The sequence below is a fragment of the Streptomyces sp. RKND-216 genome, assembly GCF_004795255.1.
In the GTDB taxonomy this organism is placed as follows: Bacteria; Actinomycetota; Actinomycetes; order Streptomycetales; family Streptomycetaceae; genus Streptomyces; species Streptomyces hazeniae.
The window spans coordinates 4,023,679-4,041,087 of the sequence record NZ_SSBQ01000002.1 but is presented as its reverse complement, the minus strand read 5'-3'; the positions used below and the strand labels follow the sequence as shown (position 1 = coordinate 4,041,087).

General features: G+C 71.2%; 16 protein-coding genes. 10 read left to right on the top strand and 6 right to left on the bottom strand.

Annotation, left to right across the window (positions count from 1 at the left end; genetic code table 11):
• The first annotated feature begins 7 nt into the window (after positions 1-7).
• Genes E4198_RS18030 through E4198_RS18010 form a run of 5 tightly spaced genes read left to right on the top strand, consistent with a single transcriptional unit; the run spans position 8 to position 5,924 of the window.
• Entirely contained in the window at positions 8-1,330 is a 1,323-nt protein-coding gene (locus E4198_RS18030; RefSeq protein ID WP_136184073.1) for a macrolide family glycosyltransferase, read from the top strand.
• 7 nt (positions 1,331-1,337) lie between these two features.
• Positions 1,338-2,219 (top strand): glucose-1-phosphate thymidylyltransferase RfbA, encoded by an 882-nt coding sequence (rfbA, locus tag E4198_RS18025; RefSeq protein ID WP_136184072.1) that lies wholly within the window; start codon positions 1,338-1,340, stop codon positions 2,217-2,219.
• The gene (locus tag E4198_RS18020; RefSeq protein WP_136184071.1) at positions 2,216-3,445 is read left to right on the top strand and encodes a macrolide family glycosyltransferase; all 1,230 of its coding nucleotides are present in this window, start codon (positions 2,216-2,218) and stop codon (positions 3,443-3,445) included. The genes rfbA and E4198_RS18020 overlap by 4 nt, the downstream gene beginning before the upstream one ends.
• Complete coding sequence (locus tag E4198_RS18015; protein ID WP_136184070.1) at positions 3,442-4,683, top strand: macrolide family glycosyltransferase; 1,242 nt, start codon at positions 3,442-3,444, stop codon at positions 4,681-4,683. The genes E4198_RS18020 and E4198_RS18015 overlap by 4 nt, the downstream gene beginning before the upstream one ends.
• Positions 4,680-5,924 carry a cytochrome P450 gene (locus E4198_RS18010; RefSeq protein ID WP_136184069.1) on the top strand — a complete coding sequence of 415 codons (1,245 nt, stop codon included), beginning with the start codon at positions 4,680-4,682 and terminating at the stop codon, positions 5,922-5,924. The genes E4198_RS18015 and E4198_RS18010 overlap by 4 nt, the downstream gene beginning before the upstream one ends.
• Positions 5,925-6,032: 108 nt before the next feature.
• On the opposite strand, the gene rfbB is transcribed toward E4198_RS18010, so the two are convergent.
• The 5 genes from rfbB to mqnE are packed head-to-tail and all read right to left on the bottom strand — an operon-like array spanning position 6,033 to position 10,692.
• Entirely contained in the window at positions 6,033-7,001 is a 969-nt protein-coding gene (gene rfbB, locus E4198_RS18005; RefSeq protein ID WP_136184068.1) for a dTDP-glucose 4,6-dehydratase, read from the bottom strand.
• Between the two features lie 15 nt (positions 7,002-7,016).
• Positions 7,017-8,225 carry a cyclic dehypoxanthinyl futalosine synthase gene (gene mqnC / locus E4198_RS18000; RefSeq protein ID WP_136184067.1) on the bottom strand — a complete coding sequence of 403 codons (1,209 nt, stop codon included), beginning with the start codon at positions 8,223-8,225 and terminating at the stop codon, positions 7,017-7,019.
• A 46-nt stretch (positions 8,226-8,271) separates the two neighbouring features.
• Positions 8,272-9,177 (bottom strand): menaquinone biosynthesis protein, encoded by a 906-nt coding sequence (locus E4198_RS17995; RefSeq protein ID WP_136184066.1) that lies wholly within the window; start codon positions 9,175-9,177, stop codon positions 8,272-8,274.
• Positions 9,177-9,470 (bottom strand): ferredoxin, encoded by a 294-nt coding sequence (locus tag E4198_RS17990; protein ID WP_027764860.1) that lies wholly within the window; start codon positions 9,468-9,470, stop codon positions 9,177-9,179. Before E4198_RS17990 ends, E4198_RS17995 begins: the two co-directional genes overlap by 1 nt.
• 55 nt (positions 9,471-9,525) lie before the next feature.
• Complete coding sequence (mqnE, locus tag E4198_RS17985) at positions 9,526-10,692, bottom strand: aminofutalosine synthase MqnE (RefSeq protein ID WP_136184065.1); 1,167 nt, start codon at positions 10,690-10,692, stop codon at positions 9,526-9,528.
• 419 nt (positions 10,693-11,111) lie between these two features.
• Between mqnE and E4198_RS17980 the strand changes: the two genes are divergently transcribed.
• From E4198_RS17980 to E4198_RS17960, 5 genes are all read left to right on the top strand, one after another.
• Complete coding sequence (locus E4198_RS17980; protein WP_136184064.1) at positions 11,112-11,540, top strand: DUF6069 family protein; 429 nt, start codon at positions 11,112-11,114, stop codon at positions 11,538-11,540.
• A 190-nt stretch (positions 11,541-11,730) separates the two neighbouring features.
• A complete protein-coding gene (locus tag E4198_RS17975; RefSeq protein WP_136184063.1) occupies positions 11,731-13,473 on the top strand; it encodes a thiamine pyrophosphate-binding protein in 1,743 nt (580 codons plus the stop codon).
• The gene (locus E4198_RS17970; RefSeq protein WP_136184062.1) at positions 13,445-14,098 is read left to right on the top strand and encodes an SRPBCC family protein; all 654 of its coding nucleotides are present in this window, start codon (positions 13,445-13,447) and stop codon (positions 14,096-14,098) included. Before E4198_RS17975 ends, E4198_RS17970 begins: the two co-directional genes overlap by 29 nt.
• Complete coding sequence (locus E4198_RS17965) at positions 14,095-15,102, top strand: 3-oxoacyl-[acyl-carrier-protein] synthase III C-terminal domain-containing protein (RefSeq protein WP_136184061.1); 1,008 nt, start codon at positions 14,095-14,097, stop codon at positions 15,100-15,102. Before E4198_RS17970 ends, E4198_RS17965 begins: the two co-directional genes overlap by 4 nt.
• A gap of 61 nt (positions 15,103-15,163) precedes the next feature.
• Positions 15,164-16,519 (top strand): aminotransferase class III-fold pyridoxal phosphate-dependent enzyme, encoded by a 1,356-nt coding sequence (locus tag E4198_RS17960; RefSeq protein WP_136184060.1) that lies wholly within the window; start codon positions 15,164-15,166, stop codon positions 16,517-16,519.
• A gap of 82 nt (positions 16,520-16,601) precedes the next feature.
• Here E4198_RS17960 and E4198_RS17955 read toward each other — a convergent pair whose 3' ends face one another.
• A complete protein-coding gene (locus E4198_RS17955; RefSeq protein WP_136184059.1) occupies positions 16,602-17,330 on the bottom strand; it encodes a 4'-phosphopantetheinyl transferase superfamily protein in 729 nt (242 codons plus the stop codon).
• Positions 17,331-17,409: the final 79 nt, after the last annotated feature.

Here is a 17,409-nt window from a genome sequence, read left to right as displayed (position 1 = left end):
TCGCCGCGTGCACGGAATCCCCGCAGCCCGCACCGAGCGGGCACGCCGCAGCCACGTGGCCGTGTTCACGTTCCCGGCCTACGCCCACATCGCCCCGGCGCTGCCCACGCTGACCGAACTGGTCCGGCGCGGGCACCGGGTGACGTGCTTCGTCGCGAAGCGGTTCGCGGACAAGGTGCGTGCCGCGGGTGCGGAGCCGGTGGAGTACGCGTCGTCCTTCCCCTGGCAGGACGGTCCACCCGGATTCGGGGCGGAGAACCTGCTGGCCTTCTTCGAGGAGGGCCTGGCGCCGCTGCCGACGGCGGTCGCGTATCTGGACGACGACCGGCCGGACCTCATCGCGCACGACCTCGCGGCGTCCGAGTCTGCCCGGCTGCTGGGCCGCAACTGGAACGTGCCGACGGTGCAGCTGTGCCCCACCTTCGCCGACAGCCCGGACTTCTCCATGACCGACCGGCAGGCGCAGGAGGCCACGGACGAGAACCCCGTCGAGCCGATCGACCCGCAGGACCCGGCGATCACCGCGTTCGTCGCCCGGCAGCAGCGGCGCCTGGCGGAGACGGGTCTGGAGGTCCTGTCCTGTCACGACGTGCCCGGAGCGGAGCACGGCGACAACCTCGTGTTCCTCCCCGAGGTTTTCCAGATCGCCTCCGAAACCTTCGACCCGGCACGCTGCGCGTTCGTCGGGCCGTGCACCGGGCCTGCCGAGGACGGCACGAGCGACCCGGACGACGAGCCGTCCTGGACGCCTCCCGGCAACGGCCGCGAGGTCGTTCTGCTGTCCCTGGGCAGCTCGCACACCCCCGGCCAGACGGAATTCCTGCGCTCCTGCGTCCAGGAACTCGCCGACTCCTCGTGGCACCTGGTGGTGACGCTCGGCCACCGCGTCTCCCCCGACGAGCTGGGCCCGCAGCCCGACCACGTCGAGATCCACCAGTGGCTGCACTACCCGGACGTGCTGCGGCACGCCTCCGCGTTCGTCACGCACGGCGGGATGGGCAGCCTTCTGACGTCCATGGCCTGGGGCGTGCCGACAGTGCTGGTTCCCTACCACTGGGACCAGCGGGTCGCGGCTCGCCGGGCCGCCGAACTGGGACTCGGCCGGGCGTTGTTCCGGGAAAGCAGCAGCCCCGGGGACCTGCGCGACGCGGTCGACGAGGTCGTCGGCAGCGGCAGCGTGCGCGCCGCGGTGACCGGCATGCGCCGCCACATCGAGGAGGCCGGCGGCGCCGTGCGGGGGGCGGACTTCCTCGAATCACGCCTGCCCGCCGCAGGCCGGCCGCCTCTGCGCCGCAACCCCGGCCCGATCACCCGCAACCTACGGAAGTGACGCAACGATGAAGGGCATCATCCTCGCGGGAGGCGCCGGAACGCGTCTGCACCCCGTGACGTTGGCTGTGTCCAAACAGCTGCTCCCCGTCTACGACAAGCCGATGATCTACTACCCGCTGTCCGTGCTGATGCTCGCCGACATCCGGGACGTCCTCATCATCTCCACCGCCGAGGACCAGCCGCTGTTCCAGCGCCTTCTCGGCGACGGCTCCGAGCTGGGCATGCGGCTGGAGTACGCCGTGCAGGACGAGCCCAACGGGCTCCCGGAGGCGTTCCTGATCGGCGCGGACTACGTCGGGGACGACTCCATGGCGCTGATCCTGGGCGACAACATCTTCCACGGCCCCGGCATGTCCGACTTCCTCCGCGACAGCCGCCGCGACCTGGACGGCTGCGTGCTGTTCGGCTACCACGTCTCCGACCCGGAGCGGTACGGCGTGGGTGAGGTGGACGAGAACGGCCTGCTGGTCGCCATCGAGGAGAAGCCGAAGCAGCCCAAGACCAACCGCGCGATCACCGGCCTGTACTTCTTCGACAACCGGGCGCTGGACATCGCGAAGAACCTCACCCCGTCGGCGCGCGGCGAGCTGGAGATCACCGACGTCATCCGCCCCTACCAGCAGGAGGGCAGGGCCAAGGTGATCGACCTCGGCCGCGGCTTCGCCTGGCTGGACACCGGCACCCACGACTCGCTGCTCGACGCGGGCCAGTACGTGCAGGTGCTGGAGCGCCGGCAGGGGGTGCGCATCGCCTGCATCGAGGAGATCGCGCTGCGGCGGGGCTTCATCGACGCCGACGCCTGCTACCGGCGCGGTGCCGCCCTGACCAAGTCGGGTTACGGCGAGTACGTCATGGAAACGGCACGGAGGGAAAGGGAAGCCCGATGACCGAGGGCCGGCACATCGCCTTCTTCAACTACGCGGCCCACGGGCACATCAATCCGACGCTGCCGGTGGCCGCGGAACTGGTCCGGCGCGGGCACCGGGTGACGTACACCGTGGCCTCGCACTTTGCCGACGTCGTCGCCGCGACCGGCGCCGAGGTGATTGCGTACGACTCCGTGGTCCCCAAGTCCTGGAACACCGTCGCCATCCCCGAGAAGATCACCGGCGACGACATCGCCGAGGCCTCGATCGCCCACCTGAGGGAGGCCTTCACTCCGCTGGCGGACGCGGAGCGGCAGCTCGACGGCGACCGGCCCGACCTGATGGTCTACGACTCCTTCGGCTTCGCCAGCGGACGGCTGCTGGCCCGCAAGTGGAACGTGCCCGCCATGCTGACGGCGACCACCTTCGTGGTCGGCGAGCACGCCAACCCGTACGCCGACATGGCCATGGCCCCGGACTTCACGCCGCCCTCCCCCGACCACCCGTCGCTGGTGGAGGCGCAGGAGCTGATGCGCGAGACGCTGGACGCGCACGGACTGCAGGACGTCTCCAACGAGGAGTTCTCCGCGGGCGGCGAGGAGAAGCAGACGCTGGTGTTCGTCCCGCCCGAGTTCCAGCCGGGTTCGGACACCTTCGGCGCCACGCACGCCTTCGCCGGGCCCTGCATCGGCGACCGGGCCCACCAGGGCGAGTGGCAGCCCCCGGGCGACGGCAGGCCGGTCGTCCTCGTCGCCCTGGGCAGCTTCGGCTACGAGAACCAGGCCGACTTCTACCGGCACGCCCTCGCCGCGCTCGCCGACCTGCCCTGGCACGTAGTGCTGTCGCTGGGCGGCCTGGTCACCGCCGACGACCTGGGCCCGCTGCCGCCCAACGTCGAGACCCACGCCTGGGTCCCGCAGCTCGCCGTACTGGAGCACGCCTCGGCGTTCGTCTCGCACGCCGGGATGGGCAGCACCATGGAGGCGCTGTACCACGGCATCCCGCCGGTGGTGGTGCCGCGCACCGCCGAACAGCACGTGGTGGCCGGCCGGCTCGTCGAACTCGGGCTGGGCCGCACCATCGCGCCCTCCGAGCTGACCGCCGAGGCGCTCCGCGAGGCCGTCGTCGGCCTGTACGAGGACGGCGCGACCCGGCAGCGGGTGAAGGACATGGCCGCGAGCATCGCCGCCCGCAAGGGCCCGCAGTTCGCCGCCGACGCCATCGAGGCGCAGCTGGCGGCGTCATGACGGGGACGTCGCCCGCGGAACGGCCCCGCCGGCACCTCGCGTTCCTGCCGTATCCGTCCTACGGGCACACGATGCCGGTGATCGCCGTGCTGTCGGAGCTGGTGGCACGCGGGCACCGGGTGACCTGTTTCGCCAGCGAGGAGTTCGCGGAGCGGGTACGGGCGACGGGCGCCGAGGTGCGGCTCTACGAACCGCCGCTGTCCACCGCCTCCCCACCGGAGGTCATCGACGCCGACGAATCGGCCCGCTCGGCGCTGCGGCTGCTGGAGTCGAGCACCGCCGTCATGCCGGCGATCGAGGCGGCGTTCGCCGACGGGCCGCCGGACGCCGTGGTCTACGACACGACGCTGTGGCTCACCGGGCGGCTGCTCGCGGCCGGCTGGGACCGCCCCCGGGTCCAGGTGTCCCCCACGTTCATCTCCAACGAGCACTTCAACCTGTCGGACGAGTGCAACGAGTTCGCCGGGGAGATCGACCCGAAGCACCCGGCCCTCGCCGAGTTCGCGACCCGGCTCACCGAGCTGGTGACCGGCAGCGGGCTGCCCGAGGAGGCTCAGGCGGAACTCTTCTACGGCCACGAGGAGTTCACGGTCGCGTTCCTGCCGAAAGAGTTCCAGTTCTCCGCCGGGACGTTCGACGCGCGCCACGCCTTCGTCGGTCCGACCGTCGGGCAACGCCGGGAGGACCACGCCTGGACGCCTCCGGCGGACGGCAGGCCGGTGCTGCTGGTGTCGCTGGGCACCACCATCCACGGCCGGCCGGACTTCTTCCGCGACTGCGCCCGCGCGTTCGCAGGCTCGCCCTGGCACGTCGTGATGGCCCTCGGCAGCCGCGTCGACCCGGCGGACCTCGGCCCGCTGCCGCCCAACGTCGAGGCCCATTCCTGGGTCCCGCTGAGTGCCGTGCTCGCCCACACCTCGGTCTTCCTGTGCCAGTCCGGCATGGGCAGCATCATGGAGTCGCTGCACAAGGGCGTGCCCATGGTGGTCGTCCCGCACCACCCCGAGCAGAAGGTGAACGCCAAGCGTCTCGCCCAGCTGGGGCTCGCGGAGACGGTCCGGCCGGAGGACGCCTCGGTGGAGGCGCTGCAGGCGGCCGTCACCCGGGTCTGCGAGGACTCCGGGATGCGGGAGCGGGCGCAGGAGATGCGGCGCCACATCCACGCGGCCGGCGGTGCGGCGCGCGCCGCCGACGTCATCGAGGACCGGCTGTCCACCCGTTCGCTGGAGCACTCGTGACCGAGACGACCGACGACCACCCCACCCCGGCGACGCTCCCGGTCGAACGGACCTGCCCGTTCGACCCGCCCCCGGCCTACGCGGAGCTGCGCGAGACGTGCCCGGTGTCGCCGCTGCAGCTCACCGTCGGGCCGGGCGACGGTGGCGGCTGGCTGGTCACGCGCCTCGCCGCGGCCCGCGCGGTGCTGAGCGACCGGCGTTTCAGCCACCGCAACGAACTGATCGGCCTGCCGATCCCGCCGCCGTTCCCCCTCACCGAATACCAGCCACCGGCCGCGGGGCCCGGCGCGTTCATCAAGATGGACCAGCCCGACCACTCGCACTACCGGCGGCTGATCACCCGTCGCTTCACGATGCGCGGGGTCGCCGAACTGACCCCGATGATCACGCGGCTCACCACCGAGCACCTGGACGCGATGGCCCGCACCGCGCGCGACGAGCGGCCGGTCGACCTGGTCGCCACCTTCGCGGAGCCGCTGCCGGTCCGGGTCATGTGCGAGATGCTCGGCGTCCCGGACCACGTGCGTGAGCCGCTGAGCGAACACCTCGCCCTGCTCTCCCGGATGACGTACACCGTGGAGGAGCTGATCGAGTCGTGCACCGTCATCGGGGAGGCGTTGCAGAAGCTGGTTGCCGAGAAGCACGCCGCCCCGGGCGACGACCTGCTCGGCGACCTGGCCGCCGGGGGGAAGGTCACCGACGAGGAACTGGTCAACATCGCGTGGGCGCTGCTCGGCGGCGGCTTCGACACCACCGCCAACATGCTGGCGCTGGGCACCTTCGCGCTGCTGGAACACCCGGACCAGCTCGCGCTGCTGCGCGAGCGGCCGGAGCTGGCGGACAACGCGGTGGAGGAGCTGCTGCGGTACCTGACCATCTCCCACCTGGGAGCCAGCAGGGCCGCCCTCGAGGACGTCGACCTGGACGGCAGCGCTGTCCGTGCCGGCGACACCGTGGTGGTCTCCCTGCCGGCGGCCAACCGGGACCCGGAGCACTTCCCCGACGCGGACCGCCTCGACCTCACGCGTTCCACTCAGGGGCACCTGGCCTTCGGCCACGGCGAGCACCAGTGCATCGGCCAGCATCTGGCCCGCAGCATCCTGCGCGTCGCCTACCCTGCGCTGTTCGCCCGTTTTCCCTCACTCCGTCTCGCCGTCCCCGCGGAGGAGGTCCCGCTGCGGACAGACATGCTCCACTACGGGGTGCACGCGCTCCCGGTCACCTGGGACGACGAGGCGTAGGCCGGGCCTGGCAGGGCCCTGCCCCACCCCTCACCGTCCGGTCGGCACGTGCCGACCGGACGGTGAGGGGTGGGGATGAACCCGGGTGGTGAGGGGCGGGGTGCAGGGTCAGGACGCCGGTGACCCCGGCGCCCACCAGTCGGAGCGGTCGCGGTACCACTCGACCGTCGACTTGAGCCCGTCGGCGAAGTCGACCGCCGGGCTGAACCCGAGCTTGGTGATCTTGCCGAAGTCGAGGGAGTAGCGCAGGTCGTGGCCCTTGCGGTCCTCCACGAACCGCACGAGACTCCGGTCGGCGCCGCACAGGTCGAGCAGGTGGTCGGTGATCTCGGCGTTGGTGACCTCGACGCCGCTGCCGATGTTGTAGACCTCGCCCGGCGCGCCGTCGGTGAGCACCAGCTGCAGCGCCGCGCAGTGGTCGGCGACATGCAGCCATTCGCGGACGTTGCTTCCGTCCCCGTACAGCCCGACGGGCTCGCCGGCCAGCAGGTTGGTGATGAACAGCGGGATGAGCTTCTCGACGTTCTGGTACGGCCCGTAGTTGTTGGAGCAGCGGGTGATCCGCACGTCCAGGCCATGAGTGCGCCAGAAGGCACGGGCGATGAGGTCGCTGCCCGCCTTGGACGCCGAGTAGGGCGAGTTGGGCAGCAGCGGTTCGTGCTCGTCCCAGGACCCGGACGCGATCGAGCCGTAGACCTCGTCGGTGGAGACGCACAGCACGGTGCGGACCTCGGCCCGCAGGCTCGCGTCCAGCAGCTGCTGGGTGCCCAGCACGTTGGTGGAGACGAACGGCTCCGCACCGGCCACCGACCGGTCCACGTGGGACTCGGCGGCGAAGTGGACCACGACGTCGTGCCCGGGGAGCACCCGGTCCAGCGCGGCGCCGTCGCGGATGTCGCCCTGGATGAACGTCAGCCGCTCGTGGTCCATCGGCAGGTTCGCCGTGTTGCCCGCGTAGGTGAGCAGGTCGAAGACGGTGACCTCGGCGTCCTCGTAACCGGCGTAGTCCCCCGCCAGCATGGCGCGGACGTACTGCGAGCCGATGAAGCCCGCGCCGCCCGTGACGAATACCTTCATCGCTCGCGCCACCCCTCAGCCGGCCGTCGGCAGGACCTTGAGGGCCCGGCGCTTGCGGATGCCCTCGCCGGAGTCGACCGTGGACGACAGGTGCGAGACGACCTTCTCGTCGACCGGGTCGTTCGCCGGGTCGTCGTGCACGCGCAGGATCTCGTAGGTGGTGTTGCGCTGCGCGGGCACCCGGTCCGAGCCGCGGATGAGCTCGATCAGCTCGGGCAGGTTGGAGCGGTGCTTGGCGCCTGCGGAGGAGACGACGTTCTCCTCCAGCATCACCGAGCCGAGGTCGTCGGCGCCGTAGTGCAAGGTGAGCTGGCCCAGCTCCTTGCCCGTCGTGAGCCAGGAGCCCTGAATGTGGGCGACGTTGTCGAGGAAGATCCGCGCGAGGGCGATCAGGCGCAGGTACTCCAGGGAGGTGGCCTGCGTACGGCCCTTCAGCGCGTTGTTCTCCGGCTGGTAGGTGTACGGGATGAACGCGCGGAAGCCGCCGGTGCGGTCCTGCACGTCCCGGATCATCCGCAGGTGCTCGATCCGCTCCGCGTTCGTCTCCCCCGTGCCCATCAGCATGGTCGTGGTCGACTCGACGCCCAGGTTGTGGGCGATCTCCATGATCTCCAGCCAGCGTTCGCCGGACTCCTTCAGCGGCGCGATCGCCTTCCGCGGCCGTTCCGGCAGCAGCTCCGCGCCCGCCCCCGCGAACGAGTCCAGACCCGCCTCGTGGATGCGGCGGACCGCCTCCTCGGGAGTGACCTCGGAGACCTTCGACATGTGCGCGACCTCGGAGGCTCCCAGGGAGTGGATGACCAGCTCCGGGTAGGCCTTCTTGATCTCGCTGAACATGCGCTCGTAGTACTCGACGCCGTGGTCCGGGTGGTGGCCGCCCTGGAACATGATCTGCGTGCCGCCCAGCTCGACGGTCTCGCCGCAGCGGCGCAGGATCTCCTCCAGGTCCCGCTCCCAGCCCGCCTCCGACTTCGGCGGGGCGTAGAACGCGCAGAACTTGCACGCCGTCACGCAGACGTTGGTGTAGTTGATGTTCCGCTCGATGATGTACGTCGCCAGGTTCTCGCGGCCGGCGTACCGGCGGCGGCGCACGGCGTCGGCGGCCTGCCCGAGCGCGTGCAGCGGAGCGTCGCGGTAGAGCTCCAGCGCCTCTTCGGGCGTGATGCGGCCTCCCTCGGCGGCACGGTCCAGAGCAGCGGTGAGACGACTGGTCGGGTTGGCCACTTCGGGCCGCCTTTCTCTCTCGGGTGAGGTGCGCAGACCGGCGGCGTCAGGCCGAGGGTCCGGTCTCCAGCAGGTCGATCCGTACGTCCGGCGGGAAGCCCGCCTCGGCGCCGCCGACGCGGCGGGCGAACTCCTTGAGGCCGGCGAGCTGCCGCTCGCCGAGCCGGAAGTCGAGGGCGGACAGGTAGTACCGCTTCAGCGTCTCCGCGTCGAAGTCCTCCCAGCGCGCGGCCTTGGTGCACACCTCGTCGATCTCGTCGAGGAACAGCTCGCGGGAGGCGAGGAATCCGGCGTGCACCTCGCGGACCGTCTCCGGACGGGCCTTGAGGAATTCCCGCCGCGCCGCGAAGACGGCGAAGACGAAGGGGAGGCCGGTCCACTCCCGCCACATGTCGGCCAGGTCGTGGACCTCGAAGCCGAACGTGCCGGCGTCGAGCAGCGAGGCGCGCAGCGCCGCGTCACCGATGACCACGGCCGCCGGGGCGCCGGCCATCATGGTCGGTAGGTCGGGCGGGCAGCTGAAGTACTTCGGCTTCACCCCCACCGACTCGGCGAGCAGCAGTTCGGCGAGCCGCACCGAGGTGCGGCTGGTCGTCGTGCAGGCCAGCGGCACGTCGTCCAGCTCGTCCAGCGGCACCTTGCTGAGCAGGAGGCAGGACATCACCGGGCCGTCGGCGCCGACCGCGATGTCCGGCAGCAGGACCAGGTCCTCGGCGTTGCGCAGGTACTCCATGACGCTGATCGGGCCGACGTCCAGTTCTCCGGCCACCAGCGCGTCGCTCAGCCGCTCGGGCGACTCCCTGCGCAGGTCGAAGTCGAGCAGGTGGCCCGTGCGGGCCAGGCCCCAGAACAGCGGGAGGCAGTTCAGGAAGTCGATGTGTCCGACCCGGGGACGGCGCGCCGTCTCCCGGGTCTCCCCTCCGGCGGACGGCCGGCCCGCGACGACCGGCATCAGTCGTCTTCTGCGTTCGGTCCGTACACCTCGACGCCGTCGCTCTGCCGGCGCACGTGGATGCAGTCGCCCGGACAGTCCTTGGCGGAGTCGCGGACGTCGCGGACGGCGATGGTGGGGACGAGGACGGAGGAGCCCTCCTTCTGCAGGAGCTCGCCCTCCTCGTCCTTCACGTACGCCAGACCGTCGATGTCGAGTTCGAAGATGTCGGGCGCGTACTGGCAGCAGATGCCGTCACCCGTGCACAGGTCCTGGTCGATCCAGACCTCGAGCTTCTCGTCCTGGTCAGTCATCACGTGCCTACCGATCTGTGAGGTCGTCTTCGGGTCGCCGTGTGCAGCGGGCGGTTCACACCCGCATCGGCTGCGGGGTGTCGCGTCGCGCGGCGTCCGGGCCGTCGAACTCGGCGATGACCTCGTAGCGGGTGTTGCGCTCCACCGGCTGGAAACCCGCGTCCCGGATCAGGTCGAGCAGGCTCTCGCGGTTCATCTTGTCGGGGGTGCCGTAGGCGTCGGCGTCGTGCGTGATCTTGTACTCGACGACCGAGCCGTCGATGTCGTCCGCGCCGTGCGAGAGGGCGAGCTCGGCGGTGCGCAGGCCGTGCATGACCCAGAAGACCTTCACGTGCGGCACGTTGTCGAACAGCAGACGGGAGACGGCGAAGGTCTTCAGCGCCTCGGCGGGCGAGGCCATCTTGGTCCGCTCCATGAGGCGGTTGCGGACCTTGCCGTCCATGGAGTCGTGGAAGTCGTGCTGGTAGCGCAGCGGGATGAAGACCTGGAAGCCGCCGGTCTCGTCCTGGAGTTCACGCAGCCGCAGCACGTGGTCGACGCGGTGGCGCGGCTCCTCGATGTGGCCGTACAGCATGGTGCACGGGGTCTTGATGCCCTTGGAGTGCGCGAGGCGGTGGATGCGCGACCAGTCCTCCCAGTGGGTGTCGTGGTCGACGATGTGCTGGCGGACGTCCCAGTCGAAGATCTCGGCACCGCCGCCGGTCAGCGACTCCAGGCCGGCGTCGATCAGCTCGTCCAGGATCTCCGAGGCGGGCATGCCGGAAATCCGCTCGAACCAATGGATCTCGGTGGCGGTGAACGCCTTGACCGCGACGGTGTCCGGCAGCGCCTCCTTCAGCGCGCGGATGGAACGCGGGTAGTAGCGCCAGGGCAGCGTGGGGTGCAGGCCGTTGACCACGTGCAGCTCGGTGAGCTGCTCGTTCTCCATGGCCTTGGCGAGCTTGACGGCCTCCTCGATGCGCATGGTGTAGGCGTCCTTCTCCCCCGGCTTGCGCTGGAAGGAGCAGTACGCGCACGACGCCGTGCACACGTTGGTCATGTTCAGGTGCCGGTTGACGTTGAAGTGGACGACGTCGCCGTTCTTCCGCGTCCGCACCTCGTGGGCGAGACCGCCGAGCCAGGCCAGGTCGTCGCACTCGTACAGCGCGATGCCGTCCTCGCGGCTGAGCCGCTCGCCGGCCGCCACCTTCTGCTCGACCTCGCGCTTGATCCCTGCGTCCACCCGTGCCATCTCCTCAGGTATGTGTTCGGCATGAGTACAGTCCGGTCGGCACCGCACGGGTCGTCCGCGCCGGTCCCCGCGAACGCCACCGCGCCGACGCGGCTTTCCGCGCGGTTCGGCGCGTCGGTGCGTACGGGACGCCCGAGGTGCTCCGGGCATGCGGAGGGAACGGCTCGTCACGGGGAGCGGTCGGTTCGCGGTCGCCCTGGACCGGTCGGCCGAGCGAGCACAACACCCCAAGCCAGTGCGGCTCCAGCCTGGACGAGAGGCCCCTAAGGGAATCCCTACAGGCCAGCCCGGACGGTCCGCGCGCCGCCCGCAGCGGGTGCCGCTGCCGTTACCGTCAGCCGCGCCGAGAGCCTCCGCGCACCCATGCCGGGGATCGGCACACCCCCACCCCCCAGCAGGAGGCTGACGCCATGACCAGCACGAACGCCGCCCCCGGCCTGACGCCGGTGAAGCAGAGCACCAACGGCCCCCGAATCGTCACCATGGTCGTGGCGACGCTGGTGGGGGCCGCGGTGTGGTTCGTCGCCCGGGTCGCCTTCGACGTGAAGGTGATCGCGAAGACGGGTGCGACCGAGACGACCGTCCAGCTGCCGTCGGTCATCGTCGCCGGCGTCCTGTCCGGCCTGCTCGGCTGGGGCCTGCTGGAGCTGCTGGAGCGCAAGGCGTCGAAGCCCGGAACCGTGTGGAGCGTCATCGCCTCGGTGGTGCTGGTGCTGTCCCTGTTCACCGGCCCGCTGAACGGCGTCACCACGGGTGCGAAGGTCACCCTCGTGCTGCTGCACCTGGCCGTCGGTCTGGTGCTCATCGCAGGGCTCGCCCGCACCGCGCGCAAGCGCTGAGCGCTGCCGACGGCGCAGGGTTGGCCCGGCCGGGGAGGCTCTAGAACAACCACTACCGTCTGCCCACGACCGTGGCCCGCCCCGACGGCGCGTCCCTACGCTTCCGGCCTGTTCCGACCGTTTCTCCCGGCAGGCCGCACCCGGGTGCAGCCTCCCGTGGAGACGGGTCACCTGCTCCACGGGAGGCTCCATGCACAGCGGTGGGCCGCGCGTCGCCGACTACCTGGTGGAATCCCTGGCAGCGCTGGGGGTCCGACACGTCTTCGGCGTCGGTGGCGCGAACATCGAGGACCTCTACGACGCCGCCCACCACTCGGGCCGCCTCACCCCCGTGGTGGCCAAGCACGAGTTCGCCGCGGCCTGCATGGCCGAGGGCAGCCACCGCACGGGCGGCGGCCTCGGCGTCGTGATGACCACCTCCGGCGCCGGAGCGATGAACCTGGTGCCGGGCGTCTCCGAGGCGTACGCCGCACGGGTCCCGCTGCTCGCACTCGTCGGCCAGCCGCCCCGCCCGCTCGAGGGTCGCGGCGCCTTCCAGGACTCCAGCGGCCTCTCCGGCTCGCTGGACGCCGTACAGCTCTTCGGCTCCATCAGCCGCTTCTGCGCCCGGATCGACGATCCCGCCGACGCCGGCGAACTGCTCGCGGCGGCGGTGGACGCCACCCGCGGCCCGCGCGGCGGCCCTGCGGTCCTGCTGCTGCCCAAGGACGTCCAGCAGGCGGCCGCCGAGGGGCTGCTCCCCGTGCGGGACCTGCTGCCGGTCCGCGAGGAACCAGCCGCCGTCCTGCGCGGCGCCGCCGCCGAACTGCTCACCACGGAGGCGGCGCGCGGCGCGGACGTGGTGCTCGTCGCGGGCGACGGCGTGGCGCACCAGGACGCCCGCGCCGAACTCGCCCGGCTGGCCGCACTACTGGACGCCACGGTGGCCGTCACCCCGGAGGGCAAGGACGCCTTCGACAACCACGATCCGCGGTTCCTGGGCGTCACCGGTGCGATCGGCCACCCCACGGTGCTGCGCGGCATCGAGAAGGCAGCGGTGTGCGTACTGGTCGGGACCCGGCTGCCGGTGATGGCGCGGGCGGGCCTCGACGTGGCGCTCGCGGATACCCCGCTGGTCGCCTACGACCCCGAGCCGCCCTTCCCCGAACCGCGCCCGGGGGGCCCTCCCGCCCTGCACGTGGACGGCTGCCTGCGCACCGAACTGCACGCGCTCAACGAGGCGCTGGCCGCTCTCCCCGAGCGCCCCGCGACCTGCGCGGCGGAGGGTCCCGAGCACCTGCTGCTGCCCGACACCGGCACCAGCGGCGTACGGCTGGTGGACGCGGTTCGGGCCATCGAGGCCGCCGTGCCCGATGACGCCACCGTCGTCTCCGACGCGGGCAACGCCAGCGCCGCGGCCATCCACTACCTGGCGACGCCCCGCCGCGGGAACTACGTCATCGCCATGGGCATGGGCGGCATGGGCCACAGCTTCGGCGCAGGCATCGGTGCCGCCTTCGCCACCGGCCGCCGCACCTACGTGCTCTCCGGCGACGGCGGGTTCTACGCCCACGGCATGGAGCTGCACACCGCCGTCGAGTACGGCCTTCCGGTGACGTTCGTGATCTTCGACAACAACGCGCACGGCATGTGCGTCACCCGCGAACAGCTCTTCTACGAGGGCACCTACTCCTACAACTCCTTCAAGCCCGCGGACATCGCGGCCGGAGCTCGGGCGATGTTCCCGTCGCTCACGGCCGTCGAGGCGCACACCGCCGAGCAGCTCCGCGACACGCTGCTCGACACCAACGAGACGGCGGGTCCGGCGCTGATCGGCGTCCGATGCGACCCGGACGACATACCGCCGTTCACGCCGTTCCTCCACCTGCTGAACGCCCGGAACACCCACACCTCAGGAGCACCACATGGCCACCCTGCCCCCCCAGTTGGCTGACATCCCCGGCATCGTCCACTGCGAGATCACGCCCCCCGAGCAGCTGATCCAGGACGCCCGCGAGATGCAGAAGGACGCCTACCCGCACGACGAGATGTTCGGCGACTTCTGCCCGATCCAGAGCTACATCGACTGCCCGCCGGAGGACGTCTTCCGCTACCTCTGCGACGTCAAGAGCCTGGAGGAGTACACGGTCAGCACCCGTGACTTCGAGCCCACCGACGTCCCGGGCGTCTACCTGGGCCGGGACATCATCGTGCCGGACACCAAGATCTACATGCGCCTGGTGGCGAGCGCCGAGGCAATGACGCTGGACTACCACTGCGCGTGGGACCAGGGCGACGACCTGTGGATGCGTTACTTCTTCCGGGTGCTGCCCGCCGAGGAGGTCCTGGGCAAGCCGGGCTCGGTGGTGACCTGGATCAACTGCCACCACCAGAACTACGACAAGAACCCCTACCCCGAGCTGGCCCCGAACTCCGAGCGCCCCTGGGTCGGCGACCTGTGGGACATGTTCTACGCGGGCCACATGATCGAACTGACCAACCTCAAGCGGATCCTGGAGTACCGGCACGCCAACGGCCTGCCGATCCTGGGCTCCGAGCAGCCCGGGGCCGCCGAGTGATACCGGTCAGCCTGGTCGACGTCGACGCGTTCCTCCCGGAGCGCGTCGTCGGCGCCGACTTCTACCTCGCCCCGGACGCGGAGGAGGCCGACTCCGAGAACCACTTCCTGCGGGCGCCCTCCGAGCGGCGGCACATCGACCCGCGGGAGACTGCGTCCCAGCTGATGGAGCGGGCTGTCGCACCGATGCTCGAACGCGTCCGCGCCCGGGGCGAGGACGCCCACGTGGACATGGTGCTGACCAACGTCACCATCCCGGACCGCATCATCAACGGGTCCGGGGCGGAGCTGGTCAACCGGCTGGGCCTGAAACCGGCTCCCGAGTGGATCATCGACGTCCACAACAGCGGGTGCATCTCCTTCGTCCACATGATCAAGATCGCGCGGCAGGTCATCGCGAGCGGAGGCGCCCGCAGCGCACTGATCTGCAACGTGGCCAACATGGCCGGCCAGTTCTTCGCCCGGCCCGAGATGCGGCATCGGCGGCACGCGCCGATCCCGGGCGACGGTTGCGGCGTCGCGTTCCTGCGGGCCGGGGACGAGTCTCCGATCCTGGACGCGGTGACGCTGCACGAGCCGCGCTACACCTACGACATGAACCTCTCCGTCGACACCCGCAAGTACTGGGAGCCGGGCGAGGGCGAGGTCGACTTCGGGTTCACCAACTCCGGTGTGCAGGAGATCGTCGAGCGGGGCAACCGCATGGTTCCCCGCGTCACCACCGAGCTGTGCGAGCGCCTGGGCACCCGGACGGCGGACATCGACCTGCTGGTCACCAACCAGCCGAACCGGATGTTCCTCGCCAACTGGCGGGAGTCGCTGGGGGTCAAGCCCGAGCGGCACCCGGACACCTTCGACTCCTACGGCAACCTCTTCGGCGCCGGCGTCCCGGTGACCCTGGCCAAGGCACGCGACGACGGAATGCTGCGCAAGGGCGACCTCCTGGTGCTCTCCGGCTTCGCCTACGCGGGTGACTTCGCCGCCGCCACGGCCGTCCGCTGGTGACCTTCCGCGCCAGGCGCCGCACGCACCCGACTCCCCCGGTCTTCCCCTGGAGATACCGCCGATGAACGACACCCCGTCCACCGCACCGACCTCGCCGAGCGGTGACGAGCTCGTCGCCCTGGACCGCCGACACCTGCTGCACCCGTGGACCCCACACGGGATCTCGGAGCAGCTGATGATCGTCGCCGGGCAGGGCTGCGAGGTGACCGACACGCACGGCCGCACCTACCTCGACGGCCGCAGCGGCCAGTTCAACGCCACCCTGGGCTACGGCAACAAGCGGGTGCTGGACGCCCTCTCGGAGCAGGCCGGCAAGCTGATGACGTACGCCTTGCTGGGCGCGTCCAACGAGCCGGCCGTGCTGCTGGGCGCCCGCCTGGCGGAGCTGCTGGGCGAGCCGCTGACCCGGACGCTGTTCTGCAACTCCGGTTCGGAATCGACCGAGGCGGCGCTGCGCATCGTCCGCATGTACCACGCGATCAGCGGGCGTCCGGAGCGGACCACGATCATCTCGCTGGCCGACTGCTACCACGGCACCACCACCGCGGCCACCGCCATGATGGCCAACCCCATGGCCTGGACCGGCTGCGGGCCGCGTCCCGAGGGCTTCGTCCAGATCCCCTCGCCGACGCGCTGCGGCGCGTGCGCCGCGGGCGCGGAGCACGAGGAGTGCGTGGCCCCGGGCCCGGAGGCGCTGGAGGAGGCCATCCTCGCGGCGGGCGCCGACACCGTCGCCGCGTTCTTCGTCGAGCCGGTGCTCGGTGTGGGCGGCATCCGCCCGCTCCCGGACGGCTACCTCCGCACGGTGCGCGAGATCTGCGACCGGCACGGTGTCCTGCTCGTGCTCGACGAGGTGACCACCGGACTGGGCCGCACCGGCGCCTGGTTCGCCCACCAGCGGGAGGGGATCACACCCGACCTGGTCACCATGGCGAAGGGCCTGACCAGCGGGTACGCGCCGCTCGCCGCCGTCACCATGACCGAGCGGATCGCGGACGTGTTCGCGACGGACCCGATGCTGGGCGGCCTGCGCCACGGCCACACCACCAGCGGGCACGGCCTCGGCACGGCGGTGGCGCTGTCCGTGCTGCGGGTCATCGAGGAGGACGGCCTGGTCGAGAACGCCGCGGCGATGGGCGGCCGGCTGCAGAACGGGCTGCGGGAGCAGATCGGTTCCCTGGACGGCGTGCGCGACGTGCGCGGGCTCGGCCTGATGGTCGGCGTCGAGTTCGACTCCATGGCCCGCGGCTTCGAGGTGCAGGCCGCGTGCGCGGCCGCCGGCGTGATCGTGCGCTGCGAGGGGACCGTGCTGTCGGTGGCGCCGCCGCTGATCGTCACAGCCGAGCAGGTGGACCGGATCGTCGAGGCCCTGCGGGGCGCCGTGGCGGCGAGCACCGGGGAGTTCCCGGGCGTCTGACGCGGGACGGTGAGACGCCCGGTGGCGGCGCCCCTGCGTGGGGCGCCGCCACCGGCATGTCAGGGGGTCCGGGGGGTGCGCCTCAGGCGAACACCTCGTCGCCGGCGCGCCGTGCGTCGCGGCCGGTGCCCACTCCGAGGCCGGCGGGGACGCGTGCGGGGAAGGCTATGGCGGTGACCAGCAGGCCGTGTGCGGCGGCCCAGCGCCCGGTGAACTCCTCGGGCGCTCCGGAAATCCCGCGTACGGCGTGCGGAAGCAGTCGAGCGGTGAACTCCCCGTCGGCGGGGTCGAAGGTGATGAGGGCGTCCTCGAATTCCAGCGGACGGCGCATCATCGGAAACCACGTCTTGTAGACGCTTTCCTTGGCGCTGAAGAGCAGCTTGTCCCAGTGCACGGCGGGCAGGTCGCCGAGCAGTTCCTTGACCGCCACCTGTTCCTCGGGCAGGGCAACGGCTTCCAGGACGCCTTCCGGAAGCGGTGCGTCCGGTTCGGCGTCGATGCCGAGGGAGACGGTGCGGGACACGTCGGCGACGGCGGCGGCGCGGTAGCCGCGGCAGTGGGTGATGGTTCCGGTGACGCCGGCGGGCCAGGTCACGGCACCCCGGGGGCCGCGGGGCAGCGGCTGCGGGGTGGCGACGCCGAGGCGGGTCAGGGCGGTGCGGGCGCAGTGCCGGCCGGTGGTGAACTCGCGTCTTCGGGACTCCACGGAATCCCGTATCAGCGCTCTCTCCTCCGGGAAGAGATAGGCGTCGGGCCGGTCGTGGAACGTGTCGAAGGTGGCGACGTGCGTCGGCAGGATCTGTTCAATCATCAGCTTTCCATGGATGAGGGGCCATGACCGTGCGACAGCGGTGTACCGACTCTCCCGGGGAGGTCCCGGGCTCAGCCCG